Genomic DNA, 17,771 nt, shown 5'->3' on the forward strand with positions numbered 1-17,771 from the left:
AGTGCGATCGTCCCGCACAGCAAAGCCGATATATCTCGCTTCTAGCTGTACGGCTTGCACTCCTGTGAAAGCCTCATTGGGATGCTCCCGTGATGTTAGCATAAATGCAGTCATTGCTCAATATTATATGTTTCATTTTAAATATCCTGTGCCGCAAACCGATCCGCCGCGATCGCCCAGAGAAACGCTGCCGACGATGTACGATTTACCCAGCGAAGACCCGGAGGAACCTGGTTTGCCTGACGAATTTCACGATTTGCAGCCGCAGTTGTTGAGCCTGACGTTTCGACCTCGGAATTATCCAGCTTCTGAGATATTTAGCGGCACCGACATGAACCTTTATTATGATGTGCATCACACTTTGCGGCACAAGCGGCCGGATTGGTTTGGAGTTGTGGGAGTTCCCCGACTTTACGATCGATCCGAACTGCGGATGAGTTACGTTACTTGGCAGGAAGGCGTGAATCCTTTTGTAATTGTAGAACTGCTTTCGCCGGGAACGGAAAAAGAAGATTTAGGCGACAATACCGATGAGGAAAAGCTGCCACCTCAGTCGGGAAACGCTGCGGGTAACGGGCAAGTTTTGGAGATCGAGACGAAGGAGGAACCGCCCAGAAAATGGGAGGTTTACGAGCAAATTTTGCGGGTTCCGATTTATGCCGTTTTCAGTCGCTATACTAACAGGTTGCGAGTGTTTGAATTGAAGGGCGGACACTATCAAGAATTAGAATTGGCAGAGTCGCGAGTGTGGATTGCTGACCTAAGTTTGGGCTTGGGTTTGTGGCAAGGAGAGTTTCAGGGAATCGATCGACTGTGGTTGCGCTGGTATGATGTTGATGGCAATTGGATTCTGACTGAAGCGGAACAGCAACGGCAGCGGGCCGAGTCAGCGGAAGCTCAATTGCAGTCTTTAATTCGGCGGCTGCGGGAATCTGGCATCGATCCCGATCTATTTTTAAACGGTTAGAGAGGACTGAAGTCCTGACTAAAAACTGGTTCGCAGTCAGGACTTTAGTTTTTTTTACTTCAAGATAAGACAGAAGGCCTCACTATACACAGGCTTTAACATTTGATCGAAACTTAATTTGTTGCCGCTTGTTTGTTTGTTGCTGGTACTCTTTGCGGTCAAGTCATCCGCGTCGAGAGATTGATGCAAATAAGCTTTACCGACAGAACCGAAAAGTTGCAATTTGTCAGAAATGACCCATCGCATGGCATTTATAGCTTTTTCCATTATTTCCCACAAATCCGGATGTGCCTCAGAAATGTTACTTTTTAACACGTCCATATAAGCTTCGCGAACTTCCGTATTCACATTAAATTTAGATACTCCGAATTTAATACATTGATCGATCGTTGAGTCCGGCAAACCGCTAGCACCGTGCATCACTAACGGCACTGAAACAGCAGCCCGGATTTTTTCCAGACGCGGAAAATCGAGTTTCGGTTCGCTGAAATATTTGCCGTGAACGTTACCAATTGTTACGGCTAAAAAATCCACCTTAGTTTCTTTGATAAACTCTACTGCTGCTACGGGATCGGTCATTTTTGCGGCTTTATCATCGATTGTCAAACTTTCTTCCCTGCCACTAATTCTGCCGATTTCTGCTTCAACTACCGCACCGTTAGCGTGGGATAATTTAGTCATTTCCCGGCTAAATATTAAGTTTTGTTCGTATGGCAAAAAAGAACCGTCTGCCATAATTGATTTGATGCCGGCGGCTAGGCCGAGGTGAATGTCTTTTTCTGAGGTACTGTGATCTAAGTGTACTGCGATCGGCACTAAAGATTTCCGGGCTGCTTCCATGGAAAGCCCGACTAAAGGCGATTTTCCGTATTGGAGGACGCTGGGGTGAAGTTGCAGTATGGCAGGACTGTGCAGCGCTTCGGCCGCTTTGATGACGGCTTTTACTCCTTCGAGGTTGTAGACGTTAAAAGCGCCGATCGCATAACCATTTCTCAAAGCCGTGTTCAGCAATTCGCTAGTTGAGGCGAGCATATAGTACCTAGTTTAAAAACTTTTCTGAATGTCGATCATTCTAACAAAATTTAAGGGCAAGATCAGCTTAATTTTTGTTTATTTTAATTGCGAATTCTTCCGTTACGATTTATGTGAAGTGCATCTATTCTTGGGTAAGGTGCGCCTAGCGCACCTTACTCCTTGAGTGATTTACTATTTTTGTGCGTTACCAGCGTGCAAACCGCACTCTTTTACGGTCGCTTCTTCCCACCACCAGCGACCTTCGCGTTCGTGTTGGTTCGGCAATACCGGCTTCGTACAAGGTTCGCAACCAATACTTACAAAACCGCGTTCGTGCAACTTGTTGTAAGGCACATCCAAAGCGCGAATGTATTCCCAAACCTCTGCTGAAGACCAGTTTGCTAAGGGGTTGAATTTAATTAATTCATGGTCGGGAGTTGAGAAGGCAGTGTCAACTTCAATAACCGGAATACCGTTGCGGGTACTGGGACTTTGGTCTTTGCGCTGACCGGTAATCCAAGCATCGAGAGTATTTAATTTGCGGCGCAGCGGCTTGACTTTCCGCACGCCGCAGCATTCTTTGTGACCGTCTTGATAAAAACTAAACAATCCCTTTTCTTCTACTAGGGCTTGTACTTCGGCTGCATCGGGAAACATTACTTCTAATTTAATGCCGTAATGTTTTCTGACTTGCTCTAAAAACTGATAGGTTTCTGAGTGCAATCTGCCGGTATCTAGGGTAAAAACGCGGAAATTTTTGGTAATCTTTGAGGCTATATCAATCAGAACTACGTCCTCGGCACCGCTAAAAGAAATTGAGATATTTTCAAATTTTTCTAGGGCAAATTTGAGAATTTCTCGCGGTGTTTTTTGACTGTATTCTGCTTCTAAGGCGGCAATGTTGAGATTGTTCTGGATGGCAACCATATTTTCGGGTTATCGGTGTTCTTTTCCTCTAACCCTTTATTATAGCCGATCGCCGTCTCTCTATCGCCGATGAATTTGACTGCATTTTGCAGCAGTCTTTTCGGCTGGGCCCACAATCGATCGCGATGATGGCGATCGCCCGCTTGTCCGAGTTTTCGTGAACCCAACACTCCTCTACTGGGTAAAATTGGACTGTCGCGCGGTCAATTGAATGTGCGCCCAAATTATAAATTCGAGAGAATAAAATTCTTTAAATGGCCTTGCTAAAATTCCTAATTTTTGACTCCCCTCATTAATAAAATAATCTCGCTTATCCATAGATATCGTGCTATCTATCAACGGGAAAAACTTCCAATCAGTACCAAGAGTAACAGCGCTAGGCGAATTTCCTATAAATATTTCGATATCGTGACAATATAATCGCAATACCCGTTTAAACTTACATCTTTAGGAGTTACGCACAGACTCTATCTATAGGGTGTGCAGTGCGCACATTACTACTACAGCTAGTGTAAAAACTGATTTCTTAGGTAAGTCCTATAAAAATTATATTTTAGCCTGAGTTTTAATAAAATTGGAGCGATAATTAATGCGGCGCGAGCATTTTTGATATTAATGGTAGTGCCTAAAAAAACATTTTTATTTGAGGTCGTTGGCCTATAGAAACTTGGCAGTACATATGGGAGATCCACAAACAGCTTTAAGGGTTTTTCTACCTTAAAATTTAGGACTTGCGCACGATTGTTGAGAAACCGGGTTTTTTTACGAAAAGATGCGTTGTATACCGCACCCAAGGTAAAAAACCCGGTTGCTGGGCCCCCATGCGTAAGTCCTGAAATTAAATGATTATCTAACTTTAGGTATAGTAATGAAGTCACTATATGTCATAAGTTAATTTCCTCTATTAGTCCTAGAGGCATCAATCGTTTTTTTTACAAAAATCTCTCGCGGAGTGCGATCGATCGCAGTTCAAAAACCCGATTGATTCGATCGCTAACGCTTAAGTCCTGTTATTGTAATATTTTAAACATTTTTTGATATTGAGGGAAGGTACGACTGAGAAAACTCGCTTCATTGGTTGTAATTATCTCTTTCAGCAGAAGTCAATTCAGCTTGTCCGTGCGCGATCGCCTTGTCAACTCAAAAGCGAAGGAAAAAAGTAAGATCGCGTTACATAAAAACCGGGAGGCTCCCTGCCTGATTCACTTATCCAAAACTTACGCACAACACTCAATAAAACGGGGTGTTTACGACGAAAACACCCGGTTTCTTGAGTATTGTGCTATTGGGATAATCTCACTTTTGCCTCCAAGCTAGAAATCTAATTTTTGAGGCAGGAGGCAGAAGGAAAGAGAAATAAGGAAGGAACCAGAAGAAGTGTTTTTATATATATAAGATGCTCCCGTCCTATTATCATTTTAGCTGTGGTAGAGCACCAGAAAGAAGGCGCAAGGGCTGCGATCGGGGTAAAAGTGTCGAACAAGCCCTAGAAGTAGCTCAAAGCTGATTTGACATGACATTGCTCCAACCCTACGAGCGTCCCCCCGAACTTTTCTGCGGCTACGAATGCAACAGCGAGAGCGATCGTCCCGTGCAGTATCCTGTAGCTTGTTCGCCACAAGCTTGGGCAACCGGCAGTATTTTTCAACTCTTGCAAATGATGTTAAATTTAGTTCCTGACGCTCCAGAAAATCAATTGCGAATTATCGATCCGCTCTTGCCAGAATCGATTAAACAACTGTCGCTAAACAACTTAAGGATAGGCTCAACTTTGCTAGATTTGGAATTTGAGCGGTCGGGTTCCTCAACCGCTTGTCGGGTTACTAAAAAACGCGGGAATTTACGGGTAATTATCGAAGCTTGAGTTTTGATAATTGGGAATTGGGAATTTCCAATGCCCAATTAGTAAAATTCACGACACGGAAGTCACGGATACAGGGCTCGCAGTTTTTTCTCTTCCTTCTCTCTTAGATAACCAAATCCTTCTTCCTTCTTCCCTTGGGCCAGACGATCGGCTATATTGTATTTGGAAGTATATTAATTTGTTCGCGGTGCAGTCAAACAGTCGAGCGCGCCTGCTTCTGAACAAAGATTGTGGCTGTACACAACAGCAAGGAAGTGCGGAATTATGTCAAAAGTTTTAGTAGTGGATGACGTGCCCAGCGAACTGGAAATCATCTGCCGCATTCTTCTAGATGCGGGAATTGAAGTGCTCCGGGCAGGCGATGGCGAAGAAGCGATCGCCATGATCCGCAAAACCCCTCCGGCTCTGGTCGTTTTAGATGTAGTGATGCCGCGAATGAATGGATTTGAAGTGATCAGAGAATTGCGGGGCGATCGCGCAACGGCACACTTGCCAGTAGTATTTTGTACTCATAAAAACACCGAGATCGATAAAGCTTGGGGAACTGATTTAGGCGCTGACGCTTACGTCAGCAAACCCTTTGAACCTCAGCAACTCGTCAAAATCGTGCAGCGCCTGCTTTCAGCGTAAACAGAATATAAAGCGATTGGCAGCTTTCACCGAAAAACATAATAGCGAGCAACCCCATTTTGTTGAATAAATTGGGTTTCACAATTCCCTACAAGTTTTACCTTTAATGATAGCGACTGACCCCGTTGCCAAACCCGGGATTTATTTCACCCAAGCATTTGATGCCCAACAAGTGATGCTGAAAAACTCTCGCGAGCGCTCCGCTTTCTTGCCAAAGCAACATCCTCATTTGTCAGCTACACTAGAAACTAAAAATCAGCAATGAAAATAATGGCTCCCCCCGGTGCGGAGACTCAAGCAAGTGGAACCAAGCAATTTCTCCTCTTCGGTCAAGGAGGCAGTCTGTTCGGCGTAGAGTTAGACGCAGTGCGAGAAGTGCTTTCCCTCAAAGAACAACCAATTTCCCCGGTTCCGAACACCCTGCCATTTTTGCTGGGATTAACCAACTTGCGGGGCGAAATCTTAGCAGCAGCAGACTTCGGACGGTTTACAGGGCTCGATCCGGTTGACACCCACCACTCAAGCAGCCGCATCTTAGTGGTGGAAGCGCCCGATCCGCGAGACGTGAGATTGTCGAGAATGCGGATGGGATTGGCCGTCTCCCGCGTCGAAGGAGTTTTAGCTCTCAATCCCGATCGCATTGTCTCAGCACTAGATGTCAGTCCCGACCTAGTTCCATTCTTAAAAGGTCTGTACAATTCCGCAGGACGCTTGCTAATGATTGTTGATGTAGAAGCGATCGCCCATTCCGAACGCTGGTAAAAATCCAGAATACAGGTAAATCAGCAACCGCTTTCCATCAATAAATTTAACTAACAATTGCCCGCAGCTTATTTGCCCATTCTTAATTTTATGATCGAACTTCTTTATACTTGGATCGCCACGACTTTCACCCTGACATTGCCTGACTTCTCCCAATCGCTGATAGCTGGAGTTGCTAATTGCATCATTTGTTTCTGTTACTTGGCCATCGCCTCGCTGATCACCTTAGGTTTGTGGCGAAACCGTCAATTCGGGTTCGACATCTTCGCCACAGTCACAGCCGGCATATTTTGGAGCTGCGCTTTCGGTCACAGCGGCCACGCCGCCGAATACCTGGGACTGCCACACTCCCCGGTGGTGCAAACCGTGTCCGATTGGATAACTGTAATTCCGGCGATCGCTTTTTTGAGTTTGTCCAACCGCTACGACTTCTTAGTAGGTTCCACCCAAATCCTTAACTCTAAAAAAGAAACAGAACAAGCCCTCAGCGAAAGTACCCAGCGATTTCAGGCAATCTTCGATCGAGCTTTTCAACTGATCGCATTATTGGAGCCAGACGGTACTGTGCTCGAAGCAAATCAGACAGCGCTAGAATTGGGAGATTTCCAAGCATCAGAAGTGCTGGGGCAGAAATTTTGGCTGGCACCTTGGTGGGCATCATCCCCAACCAACCAGCAGCGCCTAACAACGAATATTAAACAAGTCTCGACCGGCAAGTTTGTTCGGGAAGAATACGAAATCACTGGCCCCAACAACCAAGTAACAGTAATTGACGTGTCGTTTAAGCCGCTGTTCAATAAAACAGGAGAAGTATTTCAAATCCTCGCCGAAGGCCGCGAGATTACCCAGCGCAAACAGACAGAAGTGGCATTGCAGCAGCTAACCGCAGAACTAGAGCAGCGAGTGAATGAAAGAACCGAGCAGATCCTGCAAACTAACGCACAATTGCAAGAAGAAATTCGCGATCGCACCGCAGTCGAAGAGCAATTAAAAGCCTCAGAACAATTCTTAAACAACGTCCTCAACACCATCCCCGACCCGATTTACGTCAAAGACGAACAGCACCGCTATTTAACATTAAACGATGCTTTTTGTCAATACATAGGTCGCAGCAGAGAAGAACTTATTGGCAAATCATACGACGAATTCTTGCCCAAAGAGCAAGCAGACACATATAGAGAAAAAGACGAATTAGTTTTCTTAACAAATACCAACAGCGGAATCCAAGAAACCATCACAGACGCAGCAGGAAACACCCGCTTTTTCAGCGCCAAAAAATCTACCTTTGTAGATGCCTGCGGCAGCAAAATTCTCGTCTGCGCCATTAGAGACATCACCAAGCGCCTGCAAGTCGAAGAACAACTGCTGCAGACACTAGCAGAAGCAGAAAGCTCCCAAAACTTGCTGCGCACAGTCATTGACGCTACGCCAGACTGCATCTTCGTCAAAGATCGAAACTTGCGCTACACCCTAGTCAATGCAGGTTTCGCCGCCGCCTTCGGCAAAACTCAAGCAGAAATTATCGGCAAAGACGACGCAGAAATCGGCATATCGGTCGATCGAATCTTTGCCAACTTCCAGGCAGAAACCGATTCCCAGAACCAAATCCAAAACTTCCGGGCCGGCAACCACCTCGCGCCTGGTTCCAACGACTTAGCCACCTTAGCCGACGGCAAAGTACACACCTTCGACACCCAGAAATTGCCTCTCAAAGATGCAGAAGGCAACATTTTAGGAATGCTCTGCTTCGCGCGCGACATCACAGATCGTCGCAAATCCGAACAAGAACTATTGCGGTTCAAAGCAATTTTAGAAACCACAACAGACTGGGTAGCCATTGCCGACGCCCAACAGCGCACCATTTATCTCAACCGCGCCGCCAGAGAAATGTTGCGAGTTGGCCAGCACGCAGATTTAACCGGAATCAGCATTTCTGACCTGACATCCCCCAAAAGTATCGACACTCTTGTGAACGTCGGCATCCCCGCAGCTTGCCGGGACGGGGTGTGGAGTGGCGAGACAATTTGGCAGAGTTTAGACGGCGAAGAAATACCAGTTTCTCAAGTAATTGTTGCCCACAAATCCAATAATTCAGAACTTGAATTTATCTCAACGATCGCCCGCAACATTCAAGAACGCAAGCGCGTAGAACAAGCCTTGGAGCAGAACTTGCAAATGCTCGACCTCGCCAGCGACGCTTTGATCGTTCGGGATATTGACGGCACGATTAATTATTGGAATCAAGGAGCCGAACGGATGTACGGCTGGACAAAAAAAGAAGCCTTGGGAAAACTAACCCATACTCTATGGCACACCATTTTTTCCTTGCCTTTAGCAGATATCTGGGTACAGTTAGAAGCGCAGGATTATTGGGAAGGAGAACTAATTCACACTACCAATTACGACGCCCAAATCACCGTATTCAGTCGCTGGAATTTGCAGCGAGACGAACAGGGAAAACCCAAAGCAATTTTAGAAACCAACAACGACATTACGGAGCGCAAGCAAGCCGAAATCGAAAAGCAAAGATTGATTTCGATCGTAGAAAGCAGCTCTGATTTTATTGGCACGGCTACCCTGGAGGGAGACACAACGTACCTGAATGCGGCTGGTATTAAACTAGCCGGATTGCAAAATATTGAAGAAGTCAAAACCAAAACTCTATATGACTTCCTAACACCAGAAGATGCTAAAAGCTTAAAAGAAGAAATCCTGCCGGCTACTGTGCGAGACGGTTTTTGGCAGGGCGAATTCCGCTTGAGGAACTTTGAAACCGGCGAAAACTGTCCCGTTGATTTCACCCTATTTACCGTTAAAAACCCAGAAACCGGCTCGCCAGTGGGCATAGCTACAGTTACTCGCGACATCAGCGATCGCAAACGCGCAGAAGAAATGCTGCGCGATCGCGAAAGACTGTTCCGAGCCATTTTCGATCAATCGTTCCAATTAGTGGGGCTGCTCAAACCAGACGGAACCGTTTTGGAAGCCAACCAAACAGCCCTCGCCGTCGCCGGACTGGGGCGCGAAGACTTCGTAGGCACGCAGTTTGCAGATAATCTGTGGTGGCAAATTTCCCCAGAAGCCAAGCAAAAAGTGCAAGATGCGCTCGCAAAAGCCGCCGCCGGCGAGGTAGTCCGTTACGAAGCCGACGTGCTCGTTGCTGGGGGTGCTGCGATCACTGTGGACTTCTCCCTCAAGCCGATCGTAGACGACAGCGGCAAAGTCGTGCTGCTGATTTCCGAAGCTCGCGACATCAGCGATCGCAAAGCCTTAGAACGAGAATTAGTTTTGCGTCAAACCCGCTTTGACGCATTTTTCACAGCCGCCCCGGCTTCAATGTGTATCTTGGACGACCAACTGCGGTTCCTGCAAATCAACGAAAGTTTTGCCGAAACTACTGGGCCGTCGGTGGCCCAACACCTCGGCAAGACCTTGAGGGAAGTTGTACCCGAAAGGGTCGATACCCTAGAGCCGATGTTGCAGCAGATTCTCGCCACCAACCAACCAGTTTTGAATATCGAAGTATCCGGTTCAACTTTCAAACAGCCCGGTATCGTGCGGGATTGGCTGGCTTCTTACTTTCCTTTACCAGGATCTGACGGCAAACCCATCGGTGTCGGCGGTGTGGCGATCGAAATTACCGATCGCAAAAAAGCAGAAGAAGAGCGGGATCGATTTTTTACCCTTTCCCTAGACTTGGTTTGTATTGTAGATTTTGAAGGGAAATTCAAGCGCCTCAATCCCGCTTGGGAAACAACCCTCGGCTACACCCTAGAAGAAGTGGAAAACCAACCTTTTATCAATTTCGTCCATCCAGACGATCGCCAAGAAACCACAGCCGAAGCGGGAAAAGTATACGATGGCGGCGAAGTACAGTTCTTTGAAAATCGCTACCGCTGCAAAGACGGTTCCTACAAGTGGCTGTCGTGGAAAGTGCGACCTGAAACCGAACAAAAGCTCATGTATGCAGTCGCTCGCGACATTACCGAAAGCAAACAGGCGATGGTGCAACTGCAACAAACAACAGCCCAATTAGCCAGTTCCGAAGAGCAATTTCGGCAGCAAAGCAATCTCTTGCAACTGCTAATAGACAGCATTGGCGACGGCATAATTGCTGCCGACGAAAAAGGCAATTTTGTGTTGTTCAATCCCGCCGCCCAAGAGATCTTCGGCACGGGTTCTACAGATACTCTCCCCGACGAGTGGTCGGCAAAATACGGTTTATTTTTACCCGATGGAGTCACTCCTTATCCCACAGCCGACATCCCCTTAACGCGGGCAATTCGAGGAGAATCCCCTGACGACGTAGAGGTTTTCACCCGCCATCGAGGCAAGCCGGAGGGCCTGTGGATCAAAATTAACGGCCGGCCACTCAAAGACGAAACCGGCGCACTCAAAGGCGGCGTAGTAGTTTGCCGCAACGTCACCGAGGAAAGAGCTTCCCAGCAGCGAATGCAGCAGTTGGCCGAGGCACAGGAACGCTTGCTGCAAGAACTCAAAACGCGGCAAAATGCTCTCGACGAATCTGCGATCGTCAGCGAAACTGACCCCAAAGGCCTGATTACCTACGCCAACGACAGATTCGCTCAAATATCTGGTTACAGCATGGGAGAACTCCTGCACCGCGACCACCGCATCGTCAATTCCGGCTACCATCCCAAATCATTTTTTCAAGAAATGTGGCTGACAATTTCTCGCGGCTTGGCGTGGAAAGGGGAAATCAAAAATCGGCGCAAAGATGGCTCGTTTTACTGGGTAGATTCCACGATCGCCCCCATTTTTGATACCAGCGGCACCATAGTCAAATATATCGCCATCCGCTTTGACATCACCGAGCGCAAAGAAGCAGAAGAACGACTGGAAAAATTGGCCGCAGAACGCAAAGCTGAAGCTGATTCTCTGACGCAGCAAGTGCTCAAATTGTTGGGAGAAATTAAAGGCGCGGCTCAAGGCGACTTGACAGTCAGGGCGGAAGTTACTAACGACGTTTTAGGTGCTGTCGCCGACTCTTTCAACTTCTTAATCGGTTCTCTGCGGAAGGTGGTAACGGGAATTCAAACTTTAGCCGAACAGGTAACATCTGCCACGGGCGAGTCGATTAACAATACCAGTCAACTCACCCAACAGGCAGAAATTCAAGCAGCAAAAATATCTGCCATCATGCGGGAAATCGAGCGGATTGTGAATTCGATCCGCGACGTGCGAGATGTTTCGGTGCGCGCCGAAACAGTTGCCCAGCAGTCTTCTCAAACGGCTGAAGTCGGCGGTATGGCTGTCGATCGAGCTGTCGAAGGCATTAACGGGCTCCGGTTGACGATCGCCTCTACCTCGAAAATGATGAAGCGTTTGGGCGAGTCTTCTCAACAAATTGGGAAAATTGTGACTTCGATTTCTCAACTTGCTTCGCAAACTAATTTATTAGCTCTGAATGCTACTATTGAGGCTGCCAGAGCCGGCGAACAAGGTTTAGGTTTTGCAGTTGTTGCCGAAGAAGTGCGGAAATTAGCAGAAAGATCGGCGGGCGCTACTGAGGAGATATCTGAAATTGTCGGTACAATTCAAGAAGAAATCAGCCGTGTCATGAAGGCAATGGAATCTGGAACGCAAGAAGTTGTGGAAGGTACCAAGCTCGCCAGCGAAGCTAAAACTCACCTGAATGCTATCATTGAAGTGAGCCGGGAAATGAATTCTTTGGTGCAGAACATTACCCGTGCGGCGGCGAAGCAAACTGTTTCGGCTGAGGAAATTTCTAACAGTATGCAGCAAGTGAATGAGATTGCGAATACAACTGCACAAAAAGGTTCGGATGTAAAAGCATCTTTGGACGATCTCTCCGGTTCTGTTGGTAAATTACAAAAGTCGGTGGCGAATTTCCGCAGTTAGGATCGTCAATTAAATAATTTCCCTTTTTTCTTGTGGGATGGGCGTCCCGCCCGTCCCCGATAGACGGGCGGGACGCCCATCCCACAACAGTCATGAAAAGTGGATTTTATTTAATTCTCATCCCTTAGTCAGTTGACAGTTAACTGTTGACAGTTAACTGTTATACGAATCACTAATAACTATCATTGGGGTTTGGGCGGGTTCGCGATTATCCTGAATGTCAAGTTATAGATAATCGTCCACCGGCCCCTACAACAATTACAGTCAATTAACCGGACATCATATATGTAAAAACAGCCAACAGACAACTGCCAAAAGAAAACAGACTCATATATATGAATGATGACGAGTTAAACGAATTAATAGATGCTTTCACCGCAGAAACCCAAGAGTTTCTCCAGTCGATGGAGACGAACTTATTGGCGATGGAAGCTGCCGGGTTGAAAGAGCGAGAAGCGGCAGTTAAAGAAATGTTTCGGGCGGCTCACTCGATTAAAGGTGCGGGTTCGATGTTGGGCTTTCACAACCTGTCGGCGGCGGCTCACAGGCTGGAGGACTGTTTTGTCATTTTGCGCGATCGCACAGACTTGTCGGCCCTGGAACCGGCAACTGTGACGGTTTTACTGCAAGGGGTGGATGCTCTCAAAAGGATTGCAGCCGAATCAATTCACCACTCGGGTGTCAGCACTCCCGATCGAAAGGAAAACTTGGAGACGATCGCCCAAATCCAAGCTCAGTTAGAGCGTCAGTACGGCCCGCCACAACCACCGCCAGTTCCGGTAATGAGCAAGTCGGCGGCCCCGGAAACCCTAAAATTGATTTTTGAACATGAGTTGCCGCCAGTGTTCGATCGCCTGGAAACCGAGCTTTCCCAAGCTTCGGAGGCAGATTTGGCAAAAAGCGTGACCGCCCTCAACCAGGTTTACTATCAACTCTCCGGTTTGGCTGGAATGCTGCAATTGCCCGATTTTGGGAAAGTCGCCGAACCCCTCAGAGATTTGATCGACTCTGCAGACTTGACTGTAGAACGGTTGCAGTCCGAGGGTTGGGCGATCGCCCAAAACTTGCAAACCGCACGCCTGCAGCTACTCGAAGGAAAGGCGATCGAAATCCCCCAAAACTCCCCCGCACCCGAACAGGAATCAGAAGAATCGGAAACATCGGAAACCCCTTTTTCCTCCACTCCCCCACTCCTCCACTCCCCCACTCCCCAACCCGCAAAGGCCAACAATCCGAGTAGACTTGGAACGCTTGACAGAATTAGTGAATCTAGTCGGAGAATTAGTCATCAACCGTACAAATTTGGAACTTCAAGAATCCGAACTGCGCGGCGAAGTCAAGCGCATCCGTCGCAGTATCGTAGATTTAAACCAATTCGGCGGTCAGTTGCGAGAAGAATACGACAGACTGAGTTTTGGAGAGTGGAAGCTGGGAAATCCCCACCCAGAAATCGGGAAACTTTCAGCACCAGAAACAGAATTCCCAGTTATTGCTAACAGCAAATCCTCTCAGGCAAATTCTCACTTCGATCTCTTAGAGATGGATCGTTATACAGAGTTCCACTCTACAGCCACAGAAGTCATCGAAACTGCCGAAGCAATTTCTCAATCCGCCACCAAATTAGACACCTTAGCGATGAAATTCGAGCGCAGTACCGACCAACTGCGCCGCATCACCGAACAACTCCGCAGCCGCGTCATGCAGTTGCGAGTAGTTAGCTTCAGCCGAGCCGTCGATCACTTGCCGCGAGCGCTCAGGGATATGTGTCTCACATACGATAAAGATGTCAACCTGCTGCTGCTGGGACGCGATACAAAAATTGATGAAAGTTTGCTCGACGCCTTGCGCGACCCCTTAGTACATCTAGTGCGAAATGCTTTCGACCACGGCATCGAAATGCCCGAAGTTCGGCAGGAAATAGGCAAGCCGCCAAGCGGTCAAATTGAAATTGAAGCGCGCCACCAAGGCGGCCAAACTATTATTACTGTCGCCGATGACGGGAAAGGCATTGACCCGGAAATGATTCGCCGCAAAATTGTGAATAAGGGTTTGGCGACGGAGGAACAAGCTCAAGAATTTTCCATTGCCGAACTCTACGATTTTCTATTTTGGCCGGGTTTCAGCACAGTCGAAGAAGTGAGCAACCTTTCAGGCCGGGGGGTCGGCCTCGACGTGGTACGGGCTAATTTGCGGACGGTGCGCGGAACTGTGAAGGTTGACTCTCGCCTGGGAAAGGGTACGAGTTTTATCCTCAAACTGCCGCTGCTGCTGTCGATTACTGAGGCCTTGATGGTGAAGACCGATCGCAATAAAATAGCCGTGCCACTGGATGCAGTTGAGGAAATTCTCCACATCAAAGCTTCGGAAGTTCACACCGCTGGGAATCAGCCCATGCTGTGGTGGCGGGAGGAATTTATTCGTTTGGTGCGACTCCAAGATTTGCTCGAATACAGCATTTTGGGGCCGGATGCGCCCTCTCCTGACCCTTTGACTCAAGACCACATTCCGGTGCTGGTTTTGGCTTCTAGCGAAGGAATGCTGGCGGTGGCCGTGGAACGGTTGATCGGCCAGCAGGAAATTGTGGTAAAACCCTTGCCACCTCCTCTGTCTAAGCCTCGCGGGGTTTTGGGGAGTACGATTTTGGGGGACGGCCGAGTCGTAACAATTTTGGATGTGGACGATTTGGTGGGTCAATCTTCAGCAAATACTTCGATAGCCCCTGTTTCCGGTAAAGCGTCCCAGTTACCACCGAGTTCGAGTCAAGCACCCCTGATTTTGGTGGTGGACGATTCTTATACTATTCGTCAATTGCTTTCTATGACGCTGACTCGGGCTCGCTACCGGGTGGTGCAGGCGAAAGACGGCATGGAGGCCCTCGAAAAGTTGCAAAACGGTCTCGATTGCAGTTTGGCGATTGTGGATATTGAAATGCCCCGGATGGATGGATTTGAGTTATTGCGATCGATGCGATCGACCCACCGGTTTGCTAATATTCCCGTAGCCATGCTGACCTCGCGCAGCGGCGAAAAACACAGGCAAATGGCAATGGAATTAGGTGCTAACCAATATTTCACCAAACCTTACAGCGAAGCCCAACTTTTAGAAGCCATCCCCAAATTAATCAAACATTAAGTAATCCCCAATAACGGTAACGTGCCGAATGCCAACCTACTCAAATCAAATAATTTTCAATCTTCAACCTTCAATCTTCAATCTTCAACCTTCAATCTTCAACCTAAAATTTAAAATCTTCAATCTTCAATCTTCAATCTTCAATCTTCAATCTTCAATCTAAAATCTAAAATAGAATGACTCACGCCAATTACAATCGCCGCTTTCGCAGCAAGAAACAAGGCACTCTCAGAACGCCACCTCGAAAACTTGTTTCCTTTGAACTGGGGAACATTTACTATGCAGTTCCTATTGAAAGGGTGCAGCGCGTTGTTAAAGACTTTCACGCCTACGGTTTTTTAAATAACGGTCAAAGTTTAGTGCGACACCAAGAAGAACTAATTACCTTGATTAATTTATCTAAAATATTTCCCAGCAGTCGAAGCATTGCTGACTGCAAATACCTGATTATTTGCAGCTTAAATAAGAGCGATCGGTTGGGAATTCCCATTCCTAATATGCCAAAAATTTTGGAAATTTCAGAAGAAAGGTTCTGCGAAATTCCCCAATTGTACCGTCAACAGGAACTGCCTCCGGTAATAGAAAAGTTAATTCGCGCACCTGATGGTTCCGAAGTTTTTTATATAAATTTTGATTTATTTAGCGAAATGTAGGGTGTTCACTTTTCGAGTTACTATACCATATAAATGGTATTTTCGCAAACAAAAAGTTATTTATGAAAAAACTCACAATAATGTCGATCGCCCTGCTAATTTTTGCAGCAACTCTCGAACTGCCGAAGGTGGGGCTGCAACTAAGTGCGATCGGGCAAATAGAAACACCCCAACCAATCCCAACACCCCAACCAATCCCAACACCCCAACCAATCCCAACACCCCAACCACAAACACCCCAACCAATCCCAACACCCCAACCAATCCCAACACCCCAACCAATCCAAACACCCCAACCAAAAGCAGACGACCCCAAAAACCTCGGCTACGTCTCCCCAGAATTTGCAGAAAATTTCTCCCAGCAACAAATCGACCTAATCAACGCCAACGTCGAAACGCTGCTGCTAACTCAAAGCTGCTCCCGCTGCGACCTCCGAGCCGTAAAATTAGTTAATATTAACTTAAAAAATCCCATCCTTACAGGAGCAGATTTATCAGATGCCAACCTCAGCGGTAGTCGCTTCGAGATCTCAGATTTTGTCAACACCAATCTAGCTCGCACCAACTTAAGCGGAGCCGAATTAGTAGGAGCGAGAATCAGCAACGCTAACCTCAGAAAAGCTAACTTGACAAAGACAAATCTCGACGGTGCAGACCTGCGATTTTCCGACTTGAGAGATGCCAATCTTTCCGATGCCAACCTCCGCAATGCTAATATAGATGGCGCTAGTATCGATCGAGCAAGTATGGCCGGCACCACCATGCCCGACGGCAGAAAAAATCAATAATATAGTCTCGTTTCCCGCGCGATTGAAATCGCTTCTTGTCAAACAAAGTGGGGATGGTGGGCGAACGGAATCCCTTGTTCCCAGGCTCTGCCTCCTTGTTCCCAGGCAGAGCCTGGGAATAAATATCTAGAGGCTTTGCCTCGTTTCCTCCTTTCCAGCTTGCAGCTTCCCTCTTCCTGACATCCGTTACATCTGTCGAGCGAATCCGTTGCCGAACTTCCTTTTGAATCAAACAGCCAAAAACCTCTGAATCACCTCATCACTTAACTCGCTAGTGCTTCCAGAAGCCACAATTCCGCCTTTTTGCATAGCATAATACCAGTCAGCTTGCCGCACAAAATGCAAATGTTGCTCCACCAACAAAACAGAAATTCCTCTAGTCGCAACTACGCGGCGCACCGCAGCTTCTATGTCTAAAATAATAGACGGTTGAATCCCTTCCGTAGGCTCATCCAAAACCAGCAACTGCGGCTCACCCATCAAAGCCCTAGCAATAGCTAACTGCTGCTGCTGTCCCCCGCTCAAATCACCTCCCAGGCGATCGAGCATAGTTTTCAAAACCGGAAATAACTCAAAAATTTCATCAGGAACTTCAGGATTTTTGATTTTGGTTGGTTTCGCTTCCAAACCTAACAATAAATTTTCTTTAACCGTCAAACGTGGAATAATTTCACGCCCTTGAGGCACATAACCAATGCCTAATCTAGCCCGCTGGTGAGTCAACTTAGAAGCAATAGATTCTCCGCCAAAAGCAATAGTGCCACTGCGGGGTTGCAGCAACCCCATAATCGTTTTTAGCATAGTAGTTTTGCCCACACCGTTGCGGCCGATCAAGCAAACCATTTGCCCCGCCATGACGCTTAAATCGACATCACGCAAAATGTGACTTTCGCCGTAATAAACATTCAAATTAGAAACTTGTAGCATAGTTTTTAATTGGTAATTGGGTCTGGAAAATAGTAGCAACTAACAAATAACTTCTTCCTTCTTCCGTCTTCCGTCTTCCTGATATCCGTTACCTCCGTTACACAATCCGTTGCCGAACTTCCTTCTTCCTGATATCCCTTACATCCGTTACACAATCCGTTGCCGAACTTCCTTCTTCCTGATATCCCTTACATCCGTTACATCCGTTACACAATCCGTTGCCG

The 17,771-nt window shown here is 47.2% G+C and carries 13 protein-coding genes and 1 pseudogene; 10 read left to right on the top strand and 4 right to left on the bottom strand.

The genetic code is table 11. From position 1 onward, the window contains the following. Window positions 1–127 precede the first annotated feature (127 nt). Complete coding sequence (locus QUB30_RS13650) at window positions 128–967, top strand: Uma2 family endonuclease (protein ID WP_333334023.1); 840 nt, start codon at window positions 128–130, stop codon at window positions 965–967. 54 nt (window positions 968–1,021) lie between these two features. Here QUB30_RS13650 and QUB30_RS13655 read toward each other — a convergent pair whose 3' ends face one another. The 3 genes from QUB30_RS13655 to QUB30_RS13665 form a co-directional block, all read right to left on the bottom strand. Further along, the gene (locus QUB30_RS13655; protein WP_333334025.1) at window positions 1,022–1,999 is read right to left on the bottom strand and encodes a class II fructose-bisphosphate aldolase; all 978 of its coding nucleotides are present in this window, start codon (window positions 1,997–1,999) and stop codon (window positions 1,022–1,024) included. A gap of 174 nt (window positions 2,000–2,173) precedes the next feature. Then, window positions 2,174–2,908 carry a phosphoadenylyl-sulfate reductase gene (locus QUB30_RS13660; RefSeq protein WP_333334027.1) on the bottom strand — a complete coding sequence of 245 codons (735 nt, stop codon included), beginning with the start codon at window positions 2,906–2,908 and terminating at the stop codon, window positions 2,174–2,176. Continuing rightward, the gene (locus QUB30_RS13665) at window positions 2,869–3,078 is read right to left on the bottom strand and encodes a hypothetical protein (RefSeq protein ID WP_333334029.1); all 210 of its coding nucleotides are present in this window, start codon (window positions 3,076–3,078) and stop codon (window positions 2,869–2,871) included. The genes QUB30_RS13660 and QUB30_RS13665 overlap by 40 nt, the downstream gene beginning before the upstream one ends. Before the next feature lie 1,343 nt (window positions 3,079–4,421). Between QUB30_RS13665 and QUB30_RS13670 the strand changes: the two genes are divergently transcribed. From QUB30_RS13670 to QUB30_RS13710, 9 genes and pseudogenes are all read left to right on the top strand, one after another. Further along, window positions 4,422–4,772, top strand: a complete 351-nt coding sequence (locus QUB30_RS13670; protein ID WP_333334031.1) for a hypothetical protein — start codon at window positions 4,422–4,424, stop codon at window positions 4,770–4,772. A gap of 264 nt (window positions 4,773–5,036) precedes the next feature. Next, window positions 5,037–5,402 carry a response regulator gene (locus QUB30_RS13675; RefSeq protein ID WP_333334033.1) on the top strand — a complete coding sequence of 122 codons (366 nt, stop codon included), beginning with the start codon at window positions 5,037–5,039 and terminating at the stop codon, window positions 5,400–5,402. Between the two features lie 106 nt (window positions 5,403–5,508). Beyond that, window positions 5,509–5,667, top strand: coding sequence for a hypothetical protein (locus QUB30_RS13680; protein WP_333334035.1), 159 nt, complete (start codon window positions 5,509–5,511; stop codon window positions 5,665–5,667). Next, window positions 5,664–6,164 carry a chemotaxis protein CheW gene (locus tag QUB30_RS13685; protein ID WP_333334037.1) on the top strand — a complete coding sequence of 167 codons (501 nt, stop codon included), beginning with the start codon at window positions 5,664–5,666 and terminating at the stop codon, window positions 6,162–6,164. The genes QUB30_RS13680 and QUB30_RS13685 overlap by 4 nt, the downstream gene beginning before the upstream one ends. A gap of 90 nt (window positions 6,165–6,254) precedes the next feature. Beyond that, window positions 6,255–12,047 carry a PAS domain S-box protein gene (locus QUB30_RS13690; RefSeq protein WP_333334039.1) on the top strand — a complete coding sequence of 1,931 codons (5,793 nt, stop codon included), beginning with the start codon at window positions 6,255–6,257 and terminating at the stop codon, window positions 12,045–12,047. Between the two features lie 404 nt (window positions 12,048–12,451). Next, window positions 12,452–12,634 (top strand): annotated as a pseudogene (locus QUB30_RS13695) (Hpt domain-containing protein); the annotation flags it as partial. Window positions 12,635–13,310: 676 nt separating this feature from the next. After that, window positions 13,311–15,179: a hybrid sensor histidine kinase/response regulator gene (locus QUB30_RS13700; RefSeq protein WP_333334041.1), complete on the top strand. Its 1,869-nt coding sequence runs from the start codon at window positions 13,311–13,313 to the stop codon at window positions 15,177–15,179. Between the two features lie 176 nt (window positions 15,180–15,355). Further along, window positions 15,356–15,832: a chemotaxis protein CheW gene (locus QUB30_RS13705; protein WP_333334045.1), complete on the top strand. Its 477-nt coding sequence runs from the start codon at window positions 15,356–15,358 to the stop codon at window positions 15,830–15,832. Between the two features lie 62 nt (window positions 15,833–15,894). After that, the gene (locus QUB30_RS13710) at window positions 15,895–16,620 is read left to right on the top strand and encodes a pentapeptide repeat-containing protein (protein WP_333334047.1); all 726 of its coding nucleotides are present in this window, start codon (window positions 15,895–15,897) and stop codon (window positions 16,618–16,620) included. Window positions 16,621–16,848: 228 nt separating this feature from the next. Here the strand turns inward: QUB30_RS13710 and urtE are convergent, their stop codons facing one another. After that, entirely contained in the window at window positions 16,849–17,547 is a 699-nt protein-coding gene (urtE, locus tag QUB30_RS13715; RefSeq protein ID WP_333334050.1) for an urea ABC transporter ATP-binding subunit UrtE, read from the bottom strand. Between the last annotated feature and the right edge of the window lie 224 nt (window positions 17,548–17,771).

The sequence above is a fragment of the Microcoleus sp. BROC3 genome, assembly GCF_036702515.1.
GTDB lineage: Bacteria > Cyanobacteriota > Cyanobacteriia > Cyanobacteriales > Microcoleaceae > Microcoleus.

What these genes read in the sequence shown, in the direction of transcription:
- QUB30_RS13650 (WP_333334023.1), top strand. Translation starts at nt 128, where the DNA reads ATGTTTCATTTTAAATATCCTGTGCCGCAAACCGATCCGCCGCGATCG.
- QUB30_RS13655 (WP_333334025.1), bottom strand. Translation starts at nt 1,999, where the DNA reads ATGCTCGCCTCAACTAGCGAATTGCTGAACACGGCTTTGAGAAATGGT.
- QUB30_RS13660 (WP_333334027.1), bottom strand. Translation starts at nt 2,908, where the DNA reads ATGGTTGCCATCCAGAACAATCTCAACATTGCCGCCTTAGAAGCAGAA.
- QUB30_RS13670 (WP_333334031.1), top strand. Translation starts at nt 4,422, where the DNA reads ATGACATTGCTCCAACCCTACGAGCGTCCCCCCGAACTTTTCTGCGGC.
- QUB30_RS13675 (WP_333334033.1), top strand. Translation starts at nt 5,037, where the DNA reads ATGTCAAAAGTTTTAGTAGTGGATGACGTGCCCAGCGAACTGGAAATC.
- QUB30_RS13680 (WP_333334035.1), top strand. Translation starts at nt 5,509, where the DNA reads ATGATAGCGACTGACCCCGTTGCCAAACCCGGGATTTATTTCACCCAA.
- QUB30_RS13685 (WP_333334037.1), top strand. Translation starts at nt 5,664, where the DNA reads ATGAAAATAATGGCTCCCCCCGGTGCGGAGACTCAAGCAAGTGGAACC.
- QUB30_RS13690 (WP_333334039.1), top strand. Translation starts at nt 6,255, where the DNA reads ATGATCGAACTTCTTTATACTTGGATCGCCACGACTTTCACCCTGACA.
- QUB30_RS13705 (WP_333334045.1), top strand. Translation starts at nt 15,356, where the DNA reads ATGACTCACGCCAATTACAATCGCCGCTTTCGCAGCAAGAAACAAGGC.
- QUB30_RS13710 (WP_333334047.1), top strand. Translation starts at nt 15,895, where the DNA reads ATGAAAAAACTCACAATAATGTCGATCGCCCTGCTAATTTTTGCAGCA.
- urtE (WP_333334050.1), bottom strand. Translation starts at nt 17,547, where the DNA reads ATGCTACAAGTTTCTAATTTGAATGTTTATTACGGCGAAAGTCACATT.